The 18,983-nt window shown below is 31.3% G+C and carries 15 protein-coding genes; 11 read left to right on the top strand and 4 right to left on the bottom strand.

Translation table 11 applies throughout. From position 1 onward, the window contains the following. Nucleotides 1–2 precede the first annotated feature (2 nt). The 3 genes from GOY08_RS05900 to GOY08_RS05890 all read left to right on the top strand — a co-directional run bounded on the left by GOY08_RS05900 (nucleotide 3) and on the right by GOY08_RS05890 (nucleotide 3,922). Complete coding sequence (locus GOY08_RS05900) at nucleotides 3–758, top strand: substrate-binding periplasmic protein (RefSeq protein WP_158997936.1); 756 nt, start codon at nucleotides 3–5, stop codon at nucleotides 756–758. A 114-nt stretch (nucleotides 759–872) separates the two neighbouring features. Further along, the gene (locus GOY08_RS05895; RefSeq protein ID WP_158997935.1) at nucleotides 873–2,354 is read left to right on the top strand and encodes a methyl-accepting chemotaxis protein; all 1,482 of its coding nucleotides are present in this window, start codon (nucleotides 873–875) and stop codon (nucleotides 2,352–2,354) included. 92 nt (nucleotides 2,355–2,446) lie between these two features. Then, the gene (locus GOY08_RS05890) at nucleotides 2,447–3,922 is read left to right on the top strand and encodes a methyl-accepting chemotaxis protein (protein ID WP_158997934.1); all 1,476 of its coding nucleotides are present in this window, start codon (nucleotides 2,447–2,449) and stop codon (nucleotides 3,920–3,922) included. On the opposite strand, the gene GOY08_RS05885 is transcribed toward GOY08_RS05890, so the two are convergent. Further along, on the bottom strand, nucleotides 3,919–5,211 hold the full coding sequence (locus GOY08_RS05885) for a POTRA domain-containing protein (protein ID WP_158997933.1): 1,293 nt from the start codon (nucleotides 5,209–5,211) through the stop codon (nucleotides 3,919–3,921). The genes GOY08_RS05890 and GOY08_RS05885 overlap by 4 nt on opposite strands. A 443-nt stretch (nucleotides 5,212–5,654) precedes the next feature. Then, nucleotides 5,655–6,356: a substrate-binding periplasmic protein gene (locus GOY08_RS05880; RefSeq protein ID WP_158997932.1), complete on the bottom strand. Its 702-nt coding sequence runs from the start codon at nucleotides 6,354–6,356 to the stop codon at nucleotides 5,655–5,657. Between the two features lie 118 nt (nucleotides 6,357–6,474). Here GOY08_RS05880 and GOY08_RS05875 point away from each other — a divergent pair, with 118 nt between their 5' ends. Both GOY08_RS05875 and GOY08_RS05870 read left to right on the top strand, forming a co-directional pair. Continuing rightward, on the top strand, nucleotides 6,475–7,755 hold the full coding sequence (locus GOY08_RS05875; protein ID WP_158997931.1) for an RCC1 domain-containing protein: 1,281 nt from the start codon (nucleotides 6,475–6,477) through the stop codon (nucleotides 7,753–7,755). Between the two features lie 90 nt (nucleotides 7,756–7,845). Then, a complete protein-coding gene (locus tag GOY08_RS05870) occupies nucleotides 7,846–8,496 on the top strand; it encodes a hypothetical protein (protein WP_158997930.1) in 651 nt (216 codons plus the stop codon). A gap of 22 nt (nucleotides 8,497–8,518) precedes the next feature. On the opposite strand, the gene recA is transcribed toward GOY08_RS05870, so the two are convergent. Further along, the gene (recA, locus tag GOY08_RS05865; protein WP_158997929.1) at nucleotides 8,519–9,679 is read right to left on the bottom strand and encodes a recombinase RecA; all 1,161 of its coding nucleotides are present in this window, start codon (nucleotides 9,677–9,679) and stop codon (nucleotides 8,519–8,521) included. A gap of 216 nt (nucleotides 9,680–9,895) precedes the next feature. On the opposite strand from recA, the gene GOY08_RS05860 reads away from it, so the two are divergent. The 3 genes from GOY08_RS05860 (at nucleotide 9,896) to GOY08_RS05850 (ending at nucleotide 13,922) form a co-directional block, all read left to right on the top strand. Then, nucleotides 9,896–11,101: a D-alanine--D-alanine ligase family protein gene (locus tag GOY08_RS05860; protein WP_158997928.1), complete on the top strand. Its 1,206-nt coding sequence runs from the start codon at nucleotides 9,896–9,898 to the stop codon at nucleotides 11,099–11,101. Nucleotides 11,102–11,235: 134 nt separating this feature from the next. Then, nucleotides 11,236–13,338: an elongation factor G gene (gene fusA / locus GOY08_RS05855; protein WP_158997927.1), complete on the top strand. Its 2,103-nt coding sequence runs from the start codon at nucleotides 11,236–11,238 to the stop codon at nucleotides 13,336–13,338. Nucleotides 13,339–13,466: 128 nt separating this feature from the next. After that, nucleotides 13,467–13,922, top strand: coding sequence for a ferritin family protein (locus GOY08_RS05850; RefSeq protein ID WP_158997926.1), 456 nt, complete (start codon nucleotides 13,467–13,469; stop codon nucleotides 13,920–13,922). Here GOY08_RS05850 and GOY08_RS05845 read toward each other — a convergent pair. Further along, nucleotides 13,905–14,648, bottom strand: a complete 744-nt coding sequence (locus tag GOY08_RS05845; RefSeq protein WP_158997925.1) for a helix-turn-helix domain-containing protein — start codon at nucleotides 14,646–14,648, stop codon at nucleotides 13,905–13,907. The two genes, GOY08_RS05850 and GOY08_RS05845, sit on opposite strands and share 18 nt — an antisense overlap. 209 nt (nucleotides 14,649–14,857) lie before the next feature. On the opposite strand from GOY08_RS05845, the gene GOY08_RS05840 reads away from it, so the two are divergent. The 3 genes from GOY08_RS05840 to GOY08_RS05830 all read left to right on the top strand — a co-directional run bounded on the left by GOY08_RS05840 (nucleotide 14,858) and on the right by GOY08_RS05830 (nucleotide 18,964). After that, nucleotides 14,858–15,055: a hypothetical protein gene (locus GOY08_RS05840; RefSeq protein WP_158997924.1), complete on the top strand. Its 198-nt coding sequence runs from the start codon at nucleotides 14,858–14,860 to the stop codon at nucleotides 15,053–15,055. 67 nt (nucleotides 15,056–15,122) lie between these two features. Beyond that, nucleotides 15,123–16,181 carry a hypothetical protein gene (locus GOY08_RS05835; protein ID WP_158997923.1) on the top strand — a complete coding sequence of 353 codons (1,059 nt, stop codon included), beginning with the start codon at nucleotides 15,123–15,125 and terminating at the stop codon, nucleotides 16,179–16,181. A gap of 296 nt (nucleotides 16,182–16,477) precedes the next feature. Continuing rightward, nucleotides 16,478–18,964 (top strand): ribonucleoside-diphosphate reductase subunit alpha, encoded by a 2,487-nt coding sequence (locus GOY08_RS05830; RefSeq protein ID WP_158997922.1) that lies wholly within the window; start codon nucleotides 16,478–16,480, stop codon nucleotides 18,962–18,964. Nucleotides 18,965–18,983 lie beyond the last annotated feature (19 nt).

Raw genomic sequence — 18,983 nt, 5'->3', positions numbered from 1 at the left:
AAATGGCTATTTCTAAAAACATATTTTATTCTTTTCTATACATTTCCTTCACCTTACCAATATTTTCTTTTGCAGAAGATGTCACCATAATAACGCATGATTTCCCTTCTAAAACTGAAAAATGGGGGGAGAATCAAATTGGTGGAATTGCAGGAGAAATAATATCCCAAGCTTTTAAACATAAAAATATTACGTTTAAAATAATATGGGAACCTTGGATTAGAGCACAAGAAGATTGCTTGGCAAATACTGATAGTAAATCATTTATTATTCCATTTACTAGAAATCCTGATAGAGAAAAAAAATATATATGGGTTTCTAAAATCTATAATGCTGATACGGTTTTTATTAGCTATAAAGGAACAAAACCAATCAATTCTCTCCAAGAAGTAAAAAATAAAAAAATAGGGGTTATGCTTGCTACTTCATATGAAACATTTCTGCTAAATCAAAAATTAATGAAACAAAATATCATTTCAGTGCCAAAAGACTCACAAAACGTAAAAGCTTTGGAAGAAAAAACAATAGATGCTTGGTACACATCTGTCATAGGTGCATTAAGTTTTCTAAAAGAGCAAAAGCTAAATATTGATTACTATACATTTGGCAATAAAATAGATACTGAAGAAAATTATATTGCTACGACAAAAAAAACATCTGAAAAACTTATTAGTAAAGTAAAACAGGCCATTGAAAGTTTTAAAAAAACACCCCAATACTCAGCAATTGTAAGAAAATATACAGGTAAAAATCCTTAAATTAAAGTAATGATTAATATTATATTCAATATTATGATAAATACTAAATAAAATTAGGTAAATATTATTTATTGCCTACCGATAGATTGACATACAATTTTTGTTGGTAGAAAGATGGATATTAAAGAAAAACCTTTAAATATAAAAATCTTACTTATCATTATCCCTATAACAGTTTGCTCAATAGGCTTATACTTTGTTTATCAAATATTAGATACAAAAAAACAATTTCAAATTGAATTCGATAATACTATTGTTAATTCTATGGTCATTTTAAAACCCTCCTTATCAGCTAATATTTATAATTTAGAGAAAAACAATGTTTCTAATTCAGTAAAAGGATTATTTATTAATGAGAATATTAATAAAGCACTGATATTTAGTGAAAAAAAGACCTTATTTACTGGAGTGCAAATAAAACCTGACAAAACTTATCTGGATCTTCCAGACGATACTAAAATTTCTGATTTTACAGAAGATTTAGATTTTAAAGCAATTCAAGGTGTTTTATCAAAAACAAAAGAAAATAAAAGAATTTATATATCCCCTATTATAGACCAAGAATCAAAAAGATTTGATGGCATTATGATTATTGAAGCAGATTTAAGTAAACTTTCTTCACAAATATTGCGGATGATTATAGGAGCTATACTTGGTGTTTTTTTCTGTGTAGTGTCAATTATAGTTTTATCTTTTTATATTATAAATAAAATAATTTCAAAACCATTAGCAAATTTAACACTTGAAGTAGGATCAAAATCTGACGATATTTATGCAACAAATCAAAATTTAAATGTTTCCTTTGTCAAAGTATCAAATCTATCAGAGTCACAAACTGAAGCGATGGATAAAATATTACAACAAATGAATAAAATGATAGAAAGTGTTGATGTCACAAATAAAAGAGCAGAAGATTGTAATAGAATTGTGGATAACTTAAATGAAAAAACTAAGCAAGGTAACAGCATTGTTGGCACTATGATTTCTGCTGTCGAAAAAATTGATAAAGCAAGTTTAAACTTAAAAGAAATATCGAAAATAATTAATAATATATCAGCTAAAGCAACAGTTATTAATAATATTGTTTCTAAAACAGAATTGCTTTCTTTAAATGCTTCAATTGAAGCTGCTAGAGCTGGAGAATTAGGAAAAGGATTTTCCGTGGTAGCCGAAGAAGTGGGAAATTTAGCAAAAATGAGTGGAAAAGCAGCAAAAGAAATAGATAATTTGATAACAGAAAGTCAAAAAGTTGCAAATACTGTGATACTAGAAATGAACAATAGTGTCTTAGAAATTAAGAATAATTCTAATAATGTTTCGCAATCTTTTCATGAAATAGCTGGTGAAGTCGTTAATATATTAAATAATACCAAAGAAATACAAAATTCTACTTCTTTTCAATCACAAAGTATCAATGAAGTACAAAGTTCAGTAAATTTAGCAGGTTCAATTAACTCCAATACAAAAGATGAAATGACTGGATTAATATCTTTAGGAAAAGAAATAGATGATCAGTGTGAGAAACTAAAAAATGTTATGCAATCAATGAATGTAATTATTGCTGGAAGAAGTAAAAAAGTACATAACCCTCAGTAAATTCAGAAAAAAAAATTAATATTTGAACTTAAAATTAACTTAATAATACTAATTTATATACCGATTTAATACTGGTATTGAGGATTAAAGAAATGAGATTTTCAGATTTATCACTAAACTTAAAAATAATAATTGTTACGGTACCAATTATTATTTTATCTCTTAGTATCTATTTTATTTACTCTATTATAGATACTAAAGGACAACTTCAAGAAGAATTTGATCACTCTATTTCTAATTCATTAGTAATATTAAAGCCATCTCTTTCTGCAAATATATATAATTTAGAAAAACAAAACGTTTTAAACTCAATTAAAGGTTTATTTATCAATGAAAATATAGTTAAAGTATTTATATTTGGTGAAAAAAAGACATTATTCACTGGCGCTATAAAAAAAGACAATAATACTGTAGATGAAATAGCAAACGATATTAAATTGACTGATTATACAAAAATAAATGATTTAAAGGATATAAAAGGGGTTGAAACTTTAGCTTTATCTTCCAATAGAAGAGTATATTTATCTGCAATTACTGATAAAGAATCAAATCGATTAGATGGAATCATTATTATCGAATCTGAATTAACTCATTTAAATAAACAAATTTATAAAATGATATTTACTGCTGTACTAGGTTTATTAAGTTGTATTGTTTTAATTTCTGTTCTTTCTTTTCTCATAGTGAAAAAATTTGTTTCAGATCCATTACAAATGCTTACTAAGAAAATAGGGGGACAATCTGATGAACTAAACTCTACTAACAAGGAGCTTAGTAAGGCATTTGTTAAGGTTTCTGAATTATCAAAATCGCAAAGTGAAGCCATGGATCAAATTCAAAATCAAATGGAAGAAATGGTAAAGATGATCGATAAGACTAAGAAAAATGCAGATGAATGTATTCAAATTGTAGATAGTTTGAACCATAAAACTAAAGAAGGGAATCATATTGTTGATTTAATGACTTCAGCAGTAGGTAAAATTGGAAAATCAAGCGACAATTTACAAAATATTTCGAAGATTATTAAAGATATTTCAGCTAAAGCCACAGTAATAAACAATATTGTATCTAAAACAGAATTGCTTTCATTAAATGCTTCAATTGAAGCAGCAAGAGCTGGTGAACTTGGAAAAGGATTTTCGGTAGTAGCCGAAGAAGTGGGGAACTTAGCAAAAATGAGTGGTAAAGCAGCAAAAGAAATAGATCAATTGATTTCAGAGAGTCAAAAAGCTGCTGAAGTAGTCATAAAAGATATGAATAATAGTGTTTTTGAATTAAAAGACAATTCAAAAAATGTTTCAAACTCATTTCAAGCAATTGCTTCAGAAGTTGTTAATATCTACAATAATACAAAAGAGATTCAGGAATCAACAACTCAACAAAGTTCTAGCATTGGTTCTGTGGTAAGTTCTGTAAATATAGCAAGTTCTATTAATTCTGAAACTTATGATCAGATGAATGCATTGATTAAATATGCAAAAGAAATTGATATACAATGCGATAAGCTGAAAGATATTATGGATTTGATGAATTTAATTATTCAAGGTCACAAAGAAAAAAGAAATTAAAAGAATTGCAGTAATCCAAAACTAAATCCATTCATTTTAAATTGAGAAACTGTAGTTGCATAATCTAATCTAAAAGCAATTTTATTAATTTTCATTAATGGAATTCTTATTCCTACACCCACACTCGAATAAATATTATGAAATAGATCATCAAATTGATCTGCAGTATTTCCATAATCAAAAAATGGGACAAATTGAAAAGCTATATAATTATTTTTATATAAAGTAAAACGAAGTTCAATGTTTTGATAATAAGCATTTCTTCCGGTTAATTGTGTGTAATTAAAGCCTCTTAGTTTATCTAAGCCACCAAGATAAAATTCATTCACCGGATTTTTTGAGTTTGTCGATTGGAGACCAATTCGAGTTCCAAAATATGAATCACGAATACTAGGAAGTTCAACAAAACCTAGTAACTGAAAGTTTTCATCATTAAAATTTTCGTCACTTGAATTTTGGCTAAAGTAAGAATTCGTAATATTATTTATTAAAATTCCTTCTTGAGTTATTTCTTGATAATCCATTTTTCCTATTTGTACTCTTGATTGAAGTCCAAAACTTGAGTATCCAGAAGGATTTTTTATAAAATTACTATTATTTGTAGCAATTTCATCACTGGAAAGTTGGGAATTAATTTTAATAGCTTCTTTAAATGCAATACCACCACCAAAGTTAATATAGTTATTTAATTTATATAGACTGAATAAATTAAATAAATGCTCTTCAAATGAATAGTATCCAATTTTTTCTTCATTTTTAAAATAAGTAATTTTCTTATTTATGATATTTGCACTTGCCCCATTAATAAAATTATTTCTAAATGCATAATTGTTTGCAAAAGATATACTGTAATTAGATTCCCCATTTTCTATTTTATAATTTATATTGAAAGTGTAAAGATTATTTAAAAAATTAGAATCAAATAATCCAAAAGAATAGTAGCTAGTTCCTCCTCCAGATCCCGCTATAAAGTAAGGAATAAAAGTCCATTTTTTTTCAAGATTAAAAGTAATTTTAATTGTTTTTTCTTTGTCCTCATCTACTTGAGCAGTTACTTTACTAAATACAGTCGTATTTTTTAGATTTTGAATGTCATTGTCTAATTTACTTTGTGAAAAAACTTCACCTTCTTCCAATTCAATTATATATTTAAGTGAATCTTTAGGAATATCGGAGTCACTATTGAATTCAATTTTTTTAATTATTTTTTCTTCCGCAGAAGCAAGATGGGTTAAAATAGCTGACGAAAAGCTAATAAAAATCTGTATCATTTTGATATAAATGCGCATATTTCATTTACCTTTATAAGGTTTTGAAAATACTAGCATTAATATTTTGAGCAGGCAAATTTTTGGCGCTATTTTTTAAAAGATTAGATTTTAGCTAGAAAAAGGGTTGCTTACCATTAATAGTAGCAACCCTTTTTGGTCTATTAGCCAACTTATTAAGCTATTTATTTACAGAATTTATTTTGCAATTTCGGTGCTAAAGCTCACTATTTGATTTTTAATTTCATCATGATTTGCTAAAATAATTAAAGTTAAAATAAGAAAAACGTAATATTTAATCATAAACTTCCCCTTTAAAAAAGTAGTCTTATAATATATAATTATGCTTAAATAAGCAACATATTTTTTATCATCTCCTTTTTATATATCGTATTTCTATGATATTATTTAATAAAATATTACGCGTAGTTTAAATTAAATGTTTATAAACAATAATTTTATTGTTACTTTTCAGTTACTTCTTTAAATTTATGAATCATTGACTCATCACTTCCAGGACTGAAAGCAATATAGATATTACCATCAAATTCAGGAACTTCTAATACTTTCTCTACAACATTCATATTGCTGTAGAGTTCTTTTAACTTAGCTTTTAGGCCTTCTTCTGCAATAATAATCAATTCACAGCGTTTATTTAAAAATTTTTGCACATTTTGAGTTTGTTGAGTAGTTTCTTCAATTTTTGTAAAGTTAGCTTGCAGTAAATGTTCATGTCTATAATCATTTCTTACTACACAGGTTGTATATTTTTTTGCATCTTCTAAATTGCGTACTTCTATTCCTTTTGTATCTTTTAATTTGTAAAAATTTAAAGTTTGTTTATATGCTAAAATTGCAAAATTAAAAATTCCTAAACGTTCTTTTGTTTTCACAAAAGGAAAGATCATAACATTTTTTTGCTTTTTTGCTTCTATTAATGCCCTAGCCCAAGGAACAACTTCAATTTTTACTTCGTTTTCTATTTTTAATTTTTTTAATGCTTTTACAACTTTTTCTCCAACAAGTCCTGATATTTCATTTTTTTCATTGACTACAACATATGGTGGGTTGTTTTCTGTATATATTTTTAAATCTTTAAATTCATTTGCAAGTGTCGATTGTGACATTTTACAGAAGAAAAGAAACAAAATAATATGTTTTTTCATTTATCCCCCTTTTTTTGTATTATATAATAAACTGATAAGTCACGTTATTGACATTAATATTCTATATTTATTTGAGCTGTATTTAATATAATCTTATAACTTTTGCTTAGGATTTGAAATGAAATTTTTTCTAATTTTTTCTTTATCCCTAATTTTCTTCACTGCATGCAATGATTTATACGACTTACCTGATCCCAAGGTTCCTTTAAATGAAGGATCTTTTAATTCACTCGATGAATTAGTGTCTTATTCAACTAAATTGGGATATGTTCCAAGTTATACAACTAATGGTGGCGAATATGGTTTAATTAGTATGGGTGATATTGATAGTTGTGTAGTTATGAAGTCTGGAAAATTAAAGTGCTGGGGAAATAATGCAAATGGGCAACTTGGGTTAGGAAATTTGATAAACCAGGAAACTCCTGTAACTGCTACAAATTTAGGGTTATCAGGTGTTTCTTCTGGTGATTTTGCTGTTGCAGTTACTTCTGTTCTTCTTCACACATGTGCTTACTTTAAATCTGGATTTAAATGTTGGGGTGATCAATCCAATGGTAAATTAGGTAATGGTTTAACTGCTTCAGCAAATGTTTTATCTCCAGTAACAGTTGGAACTTTAGGTGGTAAAACTGTAAAAAAATTCAATGCAGGTGATCAACACTCTTGCGCTGTTTTTACTGATGGTACTTTAAAGTGCTGGGGTTTAAATACAAATGGTCAATTAGGTGATGGCACTACAACCCTAAGTGCAACTGGTGTTGCTCCAAACCTTGGCGGAGCTTCAGTAGTTGAGTTTTCTTGTAATGATTTTTCTAGTTGCGCTATTACCAGCAATAAAGATCTTAAGTGCTGGGGAACTTTATTAACCGGCTCTTCCTCTCCTTCAACAATTGCTACCAATGCTGCATATGTGGCTAGTGGAGATGGAGGGGATGGCGGTTCAGAGTTTTCCTGTTTTGTAAATACTAATCAAAATGCTTACTGTTTCGGTGCTACTAACACTTATGGACAATTTGGTAATGGAACAACCAGTGCATCATCTACTCCTGTGCCTGTGAGTAATATAACAGGAGTTAGTATGATGATTACTGCTGCTCAACGAGCTTGTGCTGTAACAAATAATAATAAAAGTGTTTACTGTTGGGGACAAAATAATTTTGGACAATTAGGAAACGGAAATACTACGTTATACACTGTGCCACAAAAAGTGGTAGGATTACCTGCTTCTGAAACTATAGTTGATATTGCATGTGGTGATAACGTTACATGTGTTTTACTATCTAATGATGATCTTTATTGTTGGGGACAAAATAATTCCGGACATTATTTGGGTATTCCTTACACTTCAGCAACTATGTCTTCAAGTGCAATAAAAATATTGAATAGAAATGATCCTTAATTTTTGTTTTTAGAATATTTTATTTAGTTTTTTTGTAGAGTTTTATCTATGCATAATGTTCTTATTACATTTTATATAAGGAAATATATTTTGATAAATATTATATTTTCTGTTGTTTTCATTTTCTTTTCTTTAAATACTTTTTCTCAGGATTTTTCTGGATCTGGTGGAAATTCAGTAGATGTTCTCGCTTCAGGTGGTTATACAGTAATAACAATTCAGAATAGTCAATATATAGGATATTCAGCTGTAGCTAAAGTTTTATTTCCTTTCAGTGGTTCTAAAGATATTTCAATTGGGCTTGGCGTTAAATATGATAATGCTTCTTATTCTCCAAGTTCAACAAACGGACAAATAACATATACTCATCAATACGATACTTTAATGGTGGGTATTGATTTGGGATATAAGATCAATTTTTCTTGGTTATTAGTTCTTTTAAATCCTTACATCTATTATTCTCTGTATGATACTTGGCTGCAAACAACTGATACTCCCACTTATCAGCAAACATATTCTCCCTATATTATCCATAATATAAATTACGGAACCGGATTACATTTTCTTTTTAAAATTGATCTTAATTCGGGCACTGGTATTTATTTTGGTCCAAGTGCTTTTTATTCAGGAGGTTATATCGTGTACCAAAATGCCACAGATAGTAAAGGTAACAAGTATTCTGGTGGAGAAGGTAGTTATTCTTTGTATTCTGCAAACTTTACAATTGGCATGTATTTTTAAATTAATTAGTTATTTTCTGCGGCTATTGTTCTACACTAGCTGCAGCACCTTTCCGTCCTGGTTTTGCAGTTTGTTGCGAAGAAGAACTTGCAGGGAGTGCTTGTGCTGTTCCTGGTAAGGATTTGAGGCTTGAGTCTTCAGTATCACTTTCTGAGGCGCCTGCTGTTTTTATTAAATTTGCTCTTGAACGGACTGCATTTTCAATTTTTGCTAGCGTTTCAGGATGTTCTCTTAAATATTCTTTTGCATTTTCTCTTCCTTGGCCAAGACGTTCTCCATTATAGGTAAACCAAGTACCGCTTTTTTGAATGATTTCCGCTTCAGGTGAAGAAGCGAGATCGAGTAAGTCACCTTCTTTACTGATTCCTTGACCAAACATGATATCAAATTCAACTTCTTTGAAAGGGGCTGCAACTTTATTTTTTACAACTTTGACTTTTGTGCGATGTCCTGTTGTATCGTTACCATTTTTTATTGCTGCTGCACGTCTTACCTCTAAACGAACAGATGAATAAAATTTAAGAGCTTGTCCGCCTGTTGTTGTTTCTGGGTTACCAAACATAACACCAATTTTCATACGGACTTGGTTGATGAAAATAACAATACAGTTTGTTTTTGAAATGCTACCTGTTAATTTACGTAGAGCTTGGCTCATTAAACGAGCTTGAAGGCCCATGTGGCTATCTCCCATTTCTCCTTCAATTTCAGCACGAGGAGTTAACGCAGCAACGGAATCAACAACAATGAGGTCAACAGCACCGCTTCTTACAAGCATATCAACTATTTCTAAAGCTTGCTCTCCATGATCTGGTTGAGAGACAAGTAGGTCAGAGGTATTCACGCCAATTTTACGAGCATAACTTACATCAAGAGCGTGTTCAGCATCAATAAAAGCAGAAATCCCGCCTTTTTTTTGGCATTCGGCAATTGCGTGTAGAGTGAGAGTTGTCTTTCCACTTGATTCTGTTCCATAAATTTCAATGATACGCCCTTTAGGGAGTCCACCAACACCGAGAGCAACGTCAAGGCTGATGGAGCCGCTAGGAACGACTTGAAGCTCTTGCGCGATTTTAGATTCATCCGAAAGGCGCATGATTGTACCTTTGCCGAATTGTTTTTCAACTGAGTGAAAAAGCGTTTCAAGAGCCTTAAATTTATTAGCATTTGATTCATTAGCGGACATGAGCTTCTCCTTTTATTGCAAACGTAAATTGCACATGTTTAGATATATGTTGGGAATTGGTGTACGTGCAACCCTCTGAAGTATGTATATTCTTTTTTGTTGAAAGAATACCATACATTTGTACTGTCCATTTTTTCATATCCTTTGTTTAGTTTCAATTCAAGGGTTCTCAGGATATTTTCTGTTGGGATAAAAATAGTGTTTGGGAGAAATTAAATGGCTTTAAAAACAGGCAATGAAAAAACAATAGCTGTATTATTTGGTGGGCGCTCAAGTGAACATGAAATATCATTGCGTTCAGCTGTGTTTATACTAAAAAATATTCCTTTGAAATATAAAATTATCCCTGTTGGAATAAATAAAAATGGGAGTTATCGGAGTCTATCAGGCACATTTTTATCGACTGATTTTTCAGAAATAACACCAGAAGATTTAGCAATTATAGTAAAAGGGAGTGTGCCTAGCGCATTTATTGGTAGAAAAAATACAAAATCAATATTGTTACCTTATTTAGAGGATGAAATTAAAAAAGATAATCCAGAATTTTTTTATGAAATCAATGAACAAAAAGAAAGCATTAGAATTTTAAATTTAGATGCATCATGTTTTTTTCCTGTACTACATGGTCAAAATGGTGAAGATGGGAGATTGCAAGGATTACTTGAATTAGCCGATTTAGCCTATGTAGGTTGCGATATTAGATCAAGCGTAATTGGGATTGATAAAGATATACAAAAACGATTGGCAAAGCATGCAGGAGTACCAATTGCTAAATATGAGCTTGTTGAAATAGAGCAATTTGAAAATAAACATGCAGAAACAATACTAAGAATTGAGGCGAATATTGGCTACCCTTGCTTTATAAAACCAAATTCGCTTGGTTCAGCAGTAGGAACTGGACGAGCTAAAAATAAAAGTGAGTTAGAAACACTATTAAAAGAGGCTTTAGCCTTTGATCAAAAAGCACTTGTTGAGGAGCCAATGTCTGGAACAGAAGTTGAATGTGCTTTCCTTGGAAATTCATGTAATCCAAGAATTACAATTGCAGGTGAAATAGCAACTAGTGATTTTTACTCTTATGAAGAAAAATATGCCAACACTTCAAAAGCAGAATTATTTATTCCTGCACGCCTTTCTTCTGAGAGAATGCAAGAGCTGAGAAATTTTGCTAAAACTGTAGCTGTAGCTACTGGAATTTCTGGCCTTTGTAGAATTGATTTTTGGAACTGCAAAAAAACGAATACATTTATATTCAATGAAATCAATACGATACCTGGATTAACCTCTATCAGCATGTTTCCAAAACTTTGGGAATATGAAGGGGTGAATGGTGAGCTTTGGATTGAAGAAGTTATAGAAGCTGCTTACATGCGAAAACAAAGAACAGTTAAAAGTCAGTATGGAATTAAAGCATCTCTCTGAATATAAATCGTCTAAAAGACTCCCTTTAAAATGGCTATTGAAATTCAATCAAAAATCAGATAACACAGGGCTTGTTTAACGTCCGTATGCTAGGACTGAAATTTTAACCATTTTTATGTTGAGTTGGATTAATCATGACTATTAAAGACCTCGCCCGTGTAAGAAATATTGGGATATCTGCCCATATTGACTCAGGAAAGACAACACTTTCTGAACGTATCCTTTTTTATACTGGAAAAATCCACAAGATTGAAGAAGTTAAAGGAAAATCCGGCGTTGGTGCAACAATGGATAGTATGGATCTCGAACGTGAAAAAGGGATAACAATTCAGTCTGCTGCTACTTTTTGTCAGTGGAAAGACTTGTGGATAAACCTTATTGACACTCCTGGCCACGTTGACTTCACTGTGGAAGTCGAGCGTTCTTTGCGAGTACTTGATGGTGCAATTTTGGTTCTTTGTTCTGTTGCTGGGGTACAATCTCAGTCAATTACTGTTGACCGTCAAATGCGTCGTTATCGTGTTCCACGTATCGCTTTTGTAAACAAAATGGACCGCGCGGGTGCAAATCCTTACCGTGTTTGTCAACAATTGCGTGAAAAACTAAATCATAATGCTTGGATGGCACAAATGGCTATCGGAGCTGAAGATCGTTTTCAAGGTGTGGTAGATCTTTTAACTATGAAAGCTTTCTACTTTGATGGTGCAAATGGTGAAAATGTAAGAGAAGAAGAAATTCCTGTAGACATGATTGAGGAAGCAAAATCACGTCGTTCTGATCTTATTGGCGCACTTGCAGACTTTGATGACGCACTTGCAGAAAAATTCTTAGGTGACGAGTACGTTTCAGCTGAAGAAGCTGCAAAAGTAATGCGTAAAGCTGTTATCAGTCTACAATTTACTCCTGTATTCTGTGGTTCTGCATTCAAAAATAAGGGTGTCCAAAATCTTCTTGATGCAGTTGGTGCTTACTTGCCTGCACCTAATGAAGTTTCTAACGAAGGTCTTGATCAATCAAATAACGAAGCGCCATACCAACTTAAATCAGATCCTAATCTACCTCTAGTTATGCTTGCATTTAAATTGGATGAAACTCGTTATGGACAATTAACATTCATGCGTGTTTATCAAGGTACTGTTAGAAAAGGTGACATGTTAATTAACATGGCTTCTGAAAAACGCGTAAAAGTACCGCGTATTGTGCGCCTACATTCAGATGAAATGGAAGATATTGAAGAAGCATCAGCTGGCGATATTGTTGCATTATTCGGTGTTGATTGTGCTTCTGGTGATACATTTACAGATGGAAAAATTAACGTAACTATGGCTTCCATGTATGTGCCAAATGCGGTTATATCCTTGGCTATTGCACCAAAAGATAAAGCGGCTCAAACAAACTTTTCAAAAGCTTTAAATAAATTTACGAAAGAAGACCCTACTTTCAGAGTTTCTCGTGATGAAGAATCTGGTGAAACAATTATTGCGGGTATGGGTGAACTTCACCTTGAAATTTATGTTGAGCGTATGAAACGTGAATTTAACTGTGAAACGATAGTTGGTAAGCCACAAGTTAACTTCCGCGAAGCTCTTACGCAACGTGCCGAAATTAACTATACACACAAAAAGCAATCTGGTGGTTCTGGTCAGTTTGCACGTATCGTCGGTTATATGGAACCATTGGTCGATGCTGGTGATAAAATTTATGAATTCTCTGATGAAACTGTCGGAGGTTCTATTCCAAGACAATTTATTCCAGCTTGTGAAAAAGGTTTCGTAGAGCAAATGAAGAATGGTCTCTTAATTGGAGCTCAAGTTGTTGGTGTTAAACTTATCGTTAATGATGGTTTACATCACCCAGTGGACTCTAACGAAATGGCGTTCAAAACATGTGCTATGACTGGTTTCCGTGAGTCCTATATGAATGCTAAGCCAGTAATTCTAGAGCCAATTATGAAAGTTGGGATTGAAGGACCTGAAGAATTCCAAGGAACTATGATGGGATTAATAAATCAACGTCGTGGTGTGATTATGGGATCCTCTGGGAACGGTGGCTACTGTCAAATTGAAGCTGAAGTTCCTTTAACTGAAATGTTTGGTTTCTCAACTGACCTACGTTCAGGTACACAAGGTAAAGGTGAGTTTTCTATGGAATTTGCTAAGTACGCAGCTGTACCAAGAAATGTTCAAGAAGACATGGTTGCGAAATATAAAGCAAAGCGTGCAGCAGAAAACAAATAGTATTTAAATTTTTGTATCATTTCTATTTAAAAACCGCATGAGTTAAAATCTTTTTCTCATGTGGTTTTTTTGTATTATTTTTCTTAAAATATAAAAGTTAACAGATTGTAATTTGGAGAGGGGAAATTATGAAAGTGACCAATGAGCTATCAAGTGGATTATCTTCTTTGGTTGAATTAAATGGCACTATATTACAACAACTTAGAATCCATAAAAATATGGTAGGACTTTGGGGTTATGATAAAATTGTAAATATTATAACCACCCAAAAACAAATTATCTCACAACTACAAGATACTCTAATTACTTTTATGCTGAAAGAAGAATATAATCTTGATCTGCAAAATTTAGCCAAGTTAAATATAGGACAAACTGTTGAAGAAATTTTTGTTTCTGATAGAGCTATGGCTGCTAATTGCTATGAACTATGCAATAAAATCTATTTAATCACAAATGATATTGAATTGAATAAATTTTTAGAAAAAATTTCAATACAACAAAAGGCTTATTATTCCTTAATGAATCAACAATTAGAACTTGTGAGACAAATGGGAACTCAACTTTATTTAGCGACGCGCGGGTAAAGTTGGGATAAATTTAGTTGTTTTATTTTTCCAATTTTTTTTAACTTTTTTTTCAATTGCCACAATATTCTGTTCTTTGTTTTGTTTGATCATATTAAAATCTAATATTGCTATTTTATTTAGTATATTTTGTGTTTTAATTTCTAGTTGTTCTAATTTATTTTGTATATTATTTTTTTCTTTCATATCAAATTTTAATGTTTTGTTTATTTGTTCTTTTATTTCTAATAAATGGGAATAATTATTAATTATTAAGTCATTAATTTTAGAATTTTTATCCTTAATTTGTTCTGATTCGTATAATTCTTTCGCAGTCTTCAAGTTAAAATTTTTGCTCTGAAATGATTTTTTTAATGTTTGTTTTTCAATAAGTAATGGTTTTTCTTCTAAATAATTATTATTATTATTTATCTGTTCTATTGGTAATGTTTTTTCTAGTTGGTTATTTGGAAAATAATTTTGGGAGCTTTGATATTGGTTGCGTTGGTGATTTAGTAAATCACTTAGTTTATAGAATAACCTATTTCTAGTATCTATTTTTCTTTTTTCAAAGGAAAAAATTCCTTTGCTTGTGAGTTGTGACAATCTTGAACGATTGACACCTAAAATTTCAGCTGCTTCTTCAGCGCTAATAGTAAAACTCTCATTTGATTCTGTATTGTTTTGATTGTGAGTAAGATGGGGAAAATGGGTTTTTTGTTCTAAAATTTCGGTTGTATCGGACATTTACTCTTAATCCTATCAGTGTGATGACTGCCAGAAATGTTTTCAAAGCATATTTTAACACGATTTTAGATTATTTGCTGTTTTTCTAGCTTTCGTATTTTGGCTGTTTTATAAAGAGATTGCTTTTTTACATCTTACGAAGAAAGTAGTTGTTCTGTATGAAGAAAAAATTAGTTATATCAATATGTTGCGTTTTATTGGGTTCTTGTGTGGTTAATATTTCTGATTCTTCTAAAACTAATGAGGAGAAAAAAGAAAAAAAATTAGATGAAAAAATAGTCTCTGAAGAATGCAGTAATGGAAATAAGACTGCCTGTGAACTTGACGAATGGATTCAAAAAAACAAAGCTGAAACAAATAAGAAAGTTCTTGAAGAAAGTGGTATTCGTGATAGAGGAAAGAAATAATATTGATTGATTTATTATTTCTTTTAGATTAAAAATCCTTTGAATATATGGATATTTAGGGGATTTAATGCAGGTAAGTAAAGTTTTTATATTTTATTATAGTATCTTAATCGTAGGTTTTTTCTTTATTTCTTGTACTTCTAATTCAAATAATGACCTAAGAAATTCCTCTAATATATCGAAAAAAATGTTAATTTTGTATGCGTCTGATGATCCTTTATGGCTGCCTTATTTTTCTAATGTCATTACAAGACGTATAAAACGTGAAAGTAATTATTCTGCTTTTGAAGACCTTGAAATTAATAAAGAATGGTTGCTAAATAGTATTGGAACTCTAAAAGAAGTCCATGTTGAAGATAAATTGAATAGTTTTAGCGAGAAGTTAAAAGCAGCTTATTTAGCTGGGAAGTATTTAAAAGCTTACAAGCTATCGCACCAATTTATGCAAGAAGCCGCTTTTTTGCTTGCTAATCAACCAGCCTCTGTGGGTTATGCATATGCTACTTTAAGCTTTTGGGCTTCCGTTTCAAATATGCGTTATGCTAAATTTTATGCTATTAAATATGGAATAATTTATGAAAAATACTTACCTTTAAGAATTAAAGATGAACTAGAATTTCAAGCAAATTCAGAATTAATCGATCAGCTAAAAAATCTTACTAAGAGTTACATTTCTTCTCAAAAATATGTTCAAATTAAAAATATAAAAAATTGTAATGTTTATGTTGATGGTCAAGAATTAAAGACAAATAAAGTTTTACTTCCACCAAAAATGCAAAGTATTGTTACTGCTTCCTGCGCTAATGGGATGTTTTCTCAGACTATAATTGCTGAAAAGGTAAAAGAAGTAAAAATTTCACCTTACTACCCAGCGGCATTTTATAAAATGCCGACTGTGAATGCTTTACCAAGTGAACTATTAGCTCAATTAAAATTAAACCATATTTTGCTTGTTTTTTGGTCACATAGTGGGAAGTATTTAGATTTACAACTCATTGAAGCTAAGTTGAAGCTAACTGTTGCCAAAACACGTATAGATCTGTCTGCAAAGAAAAATGTTGATGAAGCTGGAGATCTTTTGCTCTCATTTTTACAAACCAACTCAAGTCAACTCACTAAAAAGTAGTTCTGAGGGCTTGACCTCCTGAATGATATGACCTATTCCCCTAAGTCTATCTTGTTGTCAAAAGCTTGTCGTTTTTCGTCAATTTTTTTATCATTTCTATTAATAATTTCTGCTTATTTCCTATGCTTTTTTCGATTAATGCCCAATAAATTTAGAGATCTTTTAGTGCAGGAACTTTTATACCCACACTATTGACAGTGTGTTTTCGAATGAGCTAACACTATATATAACAAGTGTCGGCATTTTCATCCTACATAATGGGATGCCGCAATTCCTCGCTCAGAAGATTTGCGGCTGTGAGTTTTTTGCGGCATGTAACACCATTCATTTGTATGGTTTCTACTACTTGTTTGTTTGTTGATTTTAAAATGTGCTGTTCTGATACACCATCTGGAGATTTATTCATGGCAATAACTACTTATAGACCTTATCATCCAAAAGTGAACTTTAGTGAGTTAAGTTTTCCAAATGTGGACTTCAATTCATCATTACAAAATATCATTCTTGATGTGCGTCCATGTATTGAACAGGGTAGGGAATATTCATATATTGCCGCTAGTTTACTATCGGAACAATTACGTTTAGAAGTACTCCAAACAATTGGTTTAGAATCAACACAGACAAATTTGCCAGAAGAAGAAAAGTTTTATCCGACTTTAATGCAATATGTAAAATTTGGTACAGAGTTTGGACAACTTACAAATCGTTTGCGTGAGTTGGATTTAGAATACTTAAATTCTTGTATTAAACATGAAAGAAATTATTTATTTGATTATCTAGGCGCACATACTCTTTATGATCGCTATCTGCTGCATAAAAAGGGAATGCGTTATGAAACCTTGCAGCATTTCTGGATGAGAGTTGCTATGGGTGTTGCTTTGGCAGAAGGCAACGCACAGGAAGCAACAAAACACGCAGCTGAATTTTATGATGTTATTTCTCAAATGTTGTATGTTCCAAGCACTCCAACTTTATTTAATTCAGGAACAAATCATTCACAGATGTCGTCGTGTTTTTTGACTACAACTCAAGATGATTTGCTCGATATCTATCGACAATATTCTGATAATGCAATGCTTTCCAAGTATGCAGGAGGCTTAGGAAATGATTGGAGTAACATTAGAGCAAGTGGAAGTTGGATAAAAGGGACAAATGGTCGCTCGCAAGGAGTTATTCCTTTTATCAAAGTCCAGGATTCCTCAACCATTGCAGTGAATCAAGGTGGAAAAAGAAAAGGTGCTGTTTGTGCATATTTAGAAACATGGCATTTGGATATCGAAGATTTTCTTGAACTTAGAAAAAATACTGGGGATGAACGTCGGCGTACACATGATATGAATACAGCAAATTGGATTCCGGATCTTTTTCTTGAGCGGGTGGAAGCAAATAAAGAGTGGACTTTATTTTGTCCTTCAGAAACACCTGATTTACATGATTTATATGGTGATAACTTTAAAAAAGCTTACTTAGATTATGAATTAAAAGCAGATCAAGGCAAAATTCAAAATTTTCGTAAAGTTTCTGCGCTACAATTGTGGCGAAAAATATTAACAATGATTTTTGAAACTGGTCATCCATGGGTAACGTTTAAAGATCCATGCAATTTACGTAGTGCTCAACGACATGTAGGTGTTGTGCACAGTAGTAACTTATGTACAGAAATTACATTAAATACAAATGCTGAAGAAACAGCTGTTTGTAATTTGGGATCAATCAATTTAAAAGCTGTATTTTTATCTGAAAATCCAGGAAAAACTTTAGAATACGCCGTACGCGTAGGTATGCGTATGTTGGATAACGTAATTTCTGAAAATTTTTATCCCATTAAATCTGCCGAAAGAGCTAATCACAGACATAGACCTGTAGGTTTGGGATTTATGGGATTTCAGGATGTTTTGTATCTAAAGAAAATTCCTTATGCAAAACCAGAAGCAATGTGGATTGCAGAAAATATAGCAGAACAAATTAGTTACTATGCAATAAAAGCCTCCTCTTTATTAGCAAAAGAAAGAGGAAGTTATTCCACCTTTAATGGCTCTTCTTGGTCAAAAGGATTAGTACCAAAAGATACCATAACCGAATTAGGATCGCATGTAACATTACCAAAAGCTCCAGACTATTTTCAAAGTAACAATGGAGAAATGTTACCTTGTCAAGAACTATTAAAAAGTGATGGTTTTAATTTGAATTTAAATTGGGACGAGTTACGAAATAATGTAGCACAAGGAATGCGCAATAGTCTTTGTCTTGCCGTAGCACCAACAGCAACTATATCAAATATTTCCAACTGTACTCAGTCTATAGAACCAACATATAAAAACTTATATGTAAAAAGTAACATGGGTGGTGAATATACAATAATAAATGAGTATCTTATTGATGATTTAAAAAACTTAGGTCTATGGAATTCTGATTTAGCTCGTGAATTAAAATTAAATGATGGATCTTTAACAACCCTAGAGTTACCTGAACATATAAAGGAACTTTATAAAACAGCTTTTGATATTGAACCAGAACAATTGATACGTTGTGCAGCATTACGCCAAGTTTATATTGATCAAGCACAAAGCCTTAATTTATACATGTCGGCTCCAAGTGGAAAGAAAATTGATGAAATGTATCGTTACGCTTGGCATAGTGGATTAAAAACAACTTATTATTTAAGAACAAAAGCTGCCACAAGTGTTGAAAAATCTAGTATTGTAGCTAAAAAGAAAGACATAAAACCGACTGAAATAAAAGCTTGTTCAATTGAAAATCCAGAATGCGAATCTTGTCAATAAAAAGAATAAGCTAGGAGAT

Origin of the sequence: Pigmentibacter ruber (genome assembly GCF_009792895.1) — a bacterium.
Lineage (GTDB): Bacteria > Bdellovibrionota_B > Oligoflexia > Silvanigrellales > Silvanigrellaceae > Silvanigrella > Silvanigrella rubra.
The sequence above is the reverse complement of the archived record's forward strand: the minus strand, read 5'-3'. Positions and strand labels throughout refer to the sequence as shown.

Coding starts and splice junctions, on each gene's coding strand:
- GOY08_RS05900 (WP_158997936.1), top strand. CDS start 3: ATGGCTATTTCTAAAAACATATTTTATTCTTTTCTATACATTTCCTTC.
- GOY08_RS05895 (WP_158997935.1), top strand. CDS start 873: ATGGATATTAAAGAAAAACCTTTAAATATAAAAATCTTACTTATCATT.
- GOY08_RS05890 (WP_158997934.1), top strand. CDS start 2,447: ATGAGATTTTCAGATTTATCACTAAACTTAAAAATAATAATTGTTACG.
- GOY08_RS05885 (WP_158997933.1), bottom strand. CDS start 5,211: ATGCGCATTTATATCAAAATGATACAGATTTTTATTAGCTTTTCGTCA.
- GOY08_RS05880 (WP_158997932.1), bottom strand. CDS start 6,356: ATGAAAAAACATATTATTTTGTTTCTTTTCTTCTGTAAAATGTCACAA.
- GOY08_RS05875 (WP_158997931.1), top strand. CDS start 6,475: ATGAAATTTTTTCTAATTTTTTCTTTATCCCTAATTTTCTTCACTGCA.
- recA (WP_158997929.1), bottom strand. CDS start 9,679: ATGTCCGCTAATGAATCAAATGCTAATAAATTTAAGGCTCTTGAAACG.
- GOY08_RS05860 (WP_158997928.1), top strand. CDS start 9,896: ATGGCTTTAAAAACAGGCAATGAAAAAACAATAGCTGTATTATTTGGT.
- fusA (WP_158997927.1), top strand. CDS start 11,236: ATGACTATTAAAGACCTCGCCCGTGTAAGAAATATTGGGATATCTGCC.
- GOY08_RS05850 (WP_158997926.1), top strand. CDS start 13,467: ATGAAAGTGACCAATGAGCTATCAAGTGGATTATCTTCTTTGGTTGAA.
- GOY08_RS05845 (WP_158997925.1), bottom strand. CDS start 14,648: ATGTCCGATACAACCGAAATTTTAGAACAAAAAACCCATTTTCCCCAT.
- GOY08_RS05835 (WP_158997923.1), top strand. CDS start 15,123: ATGCAGGTAAGTAAAGTTTTTATATTTTATTATAGTATCTTAATCGTA.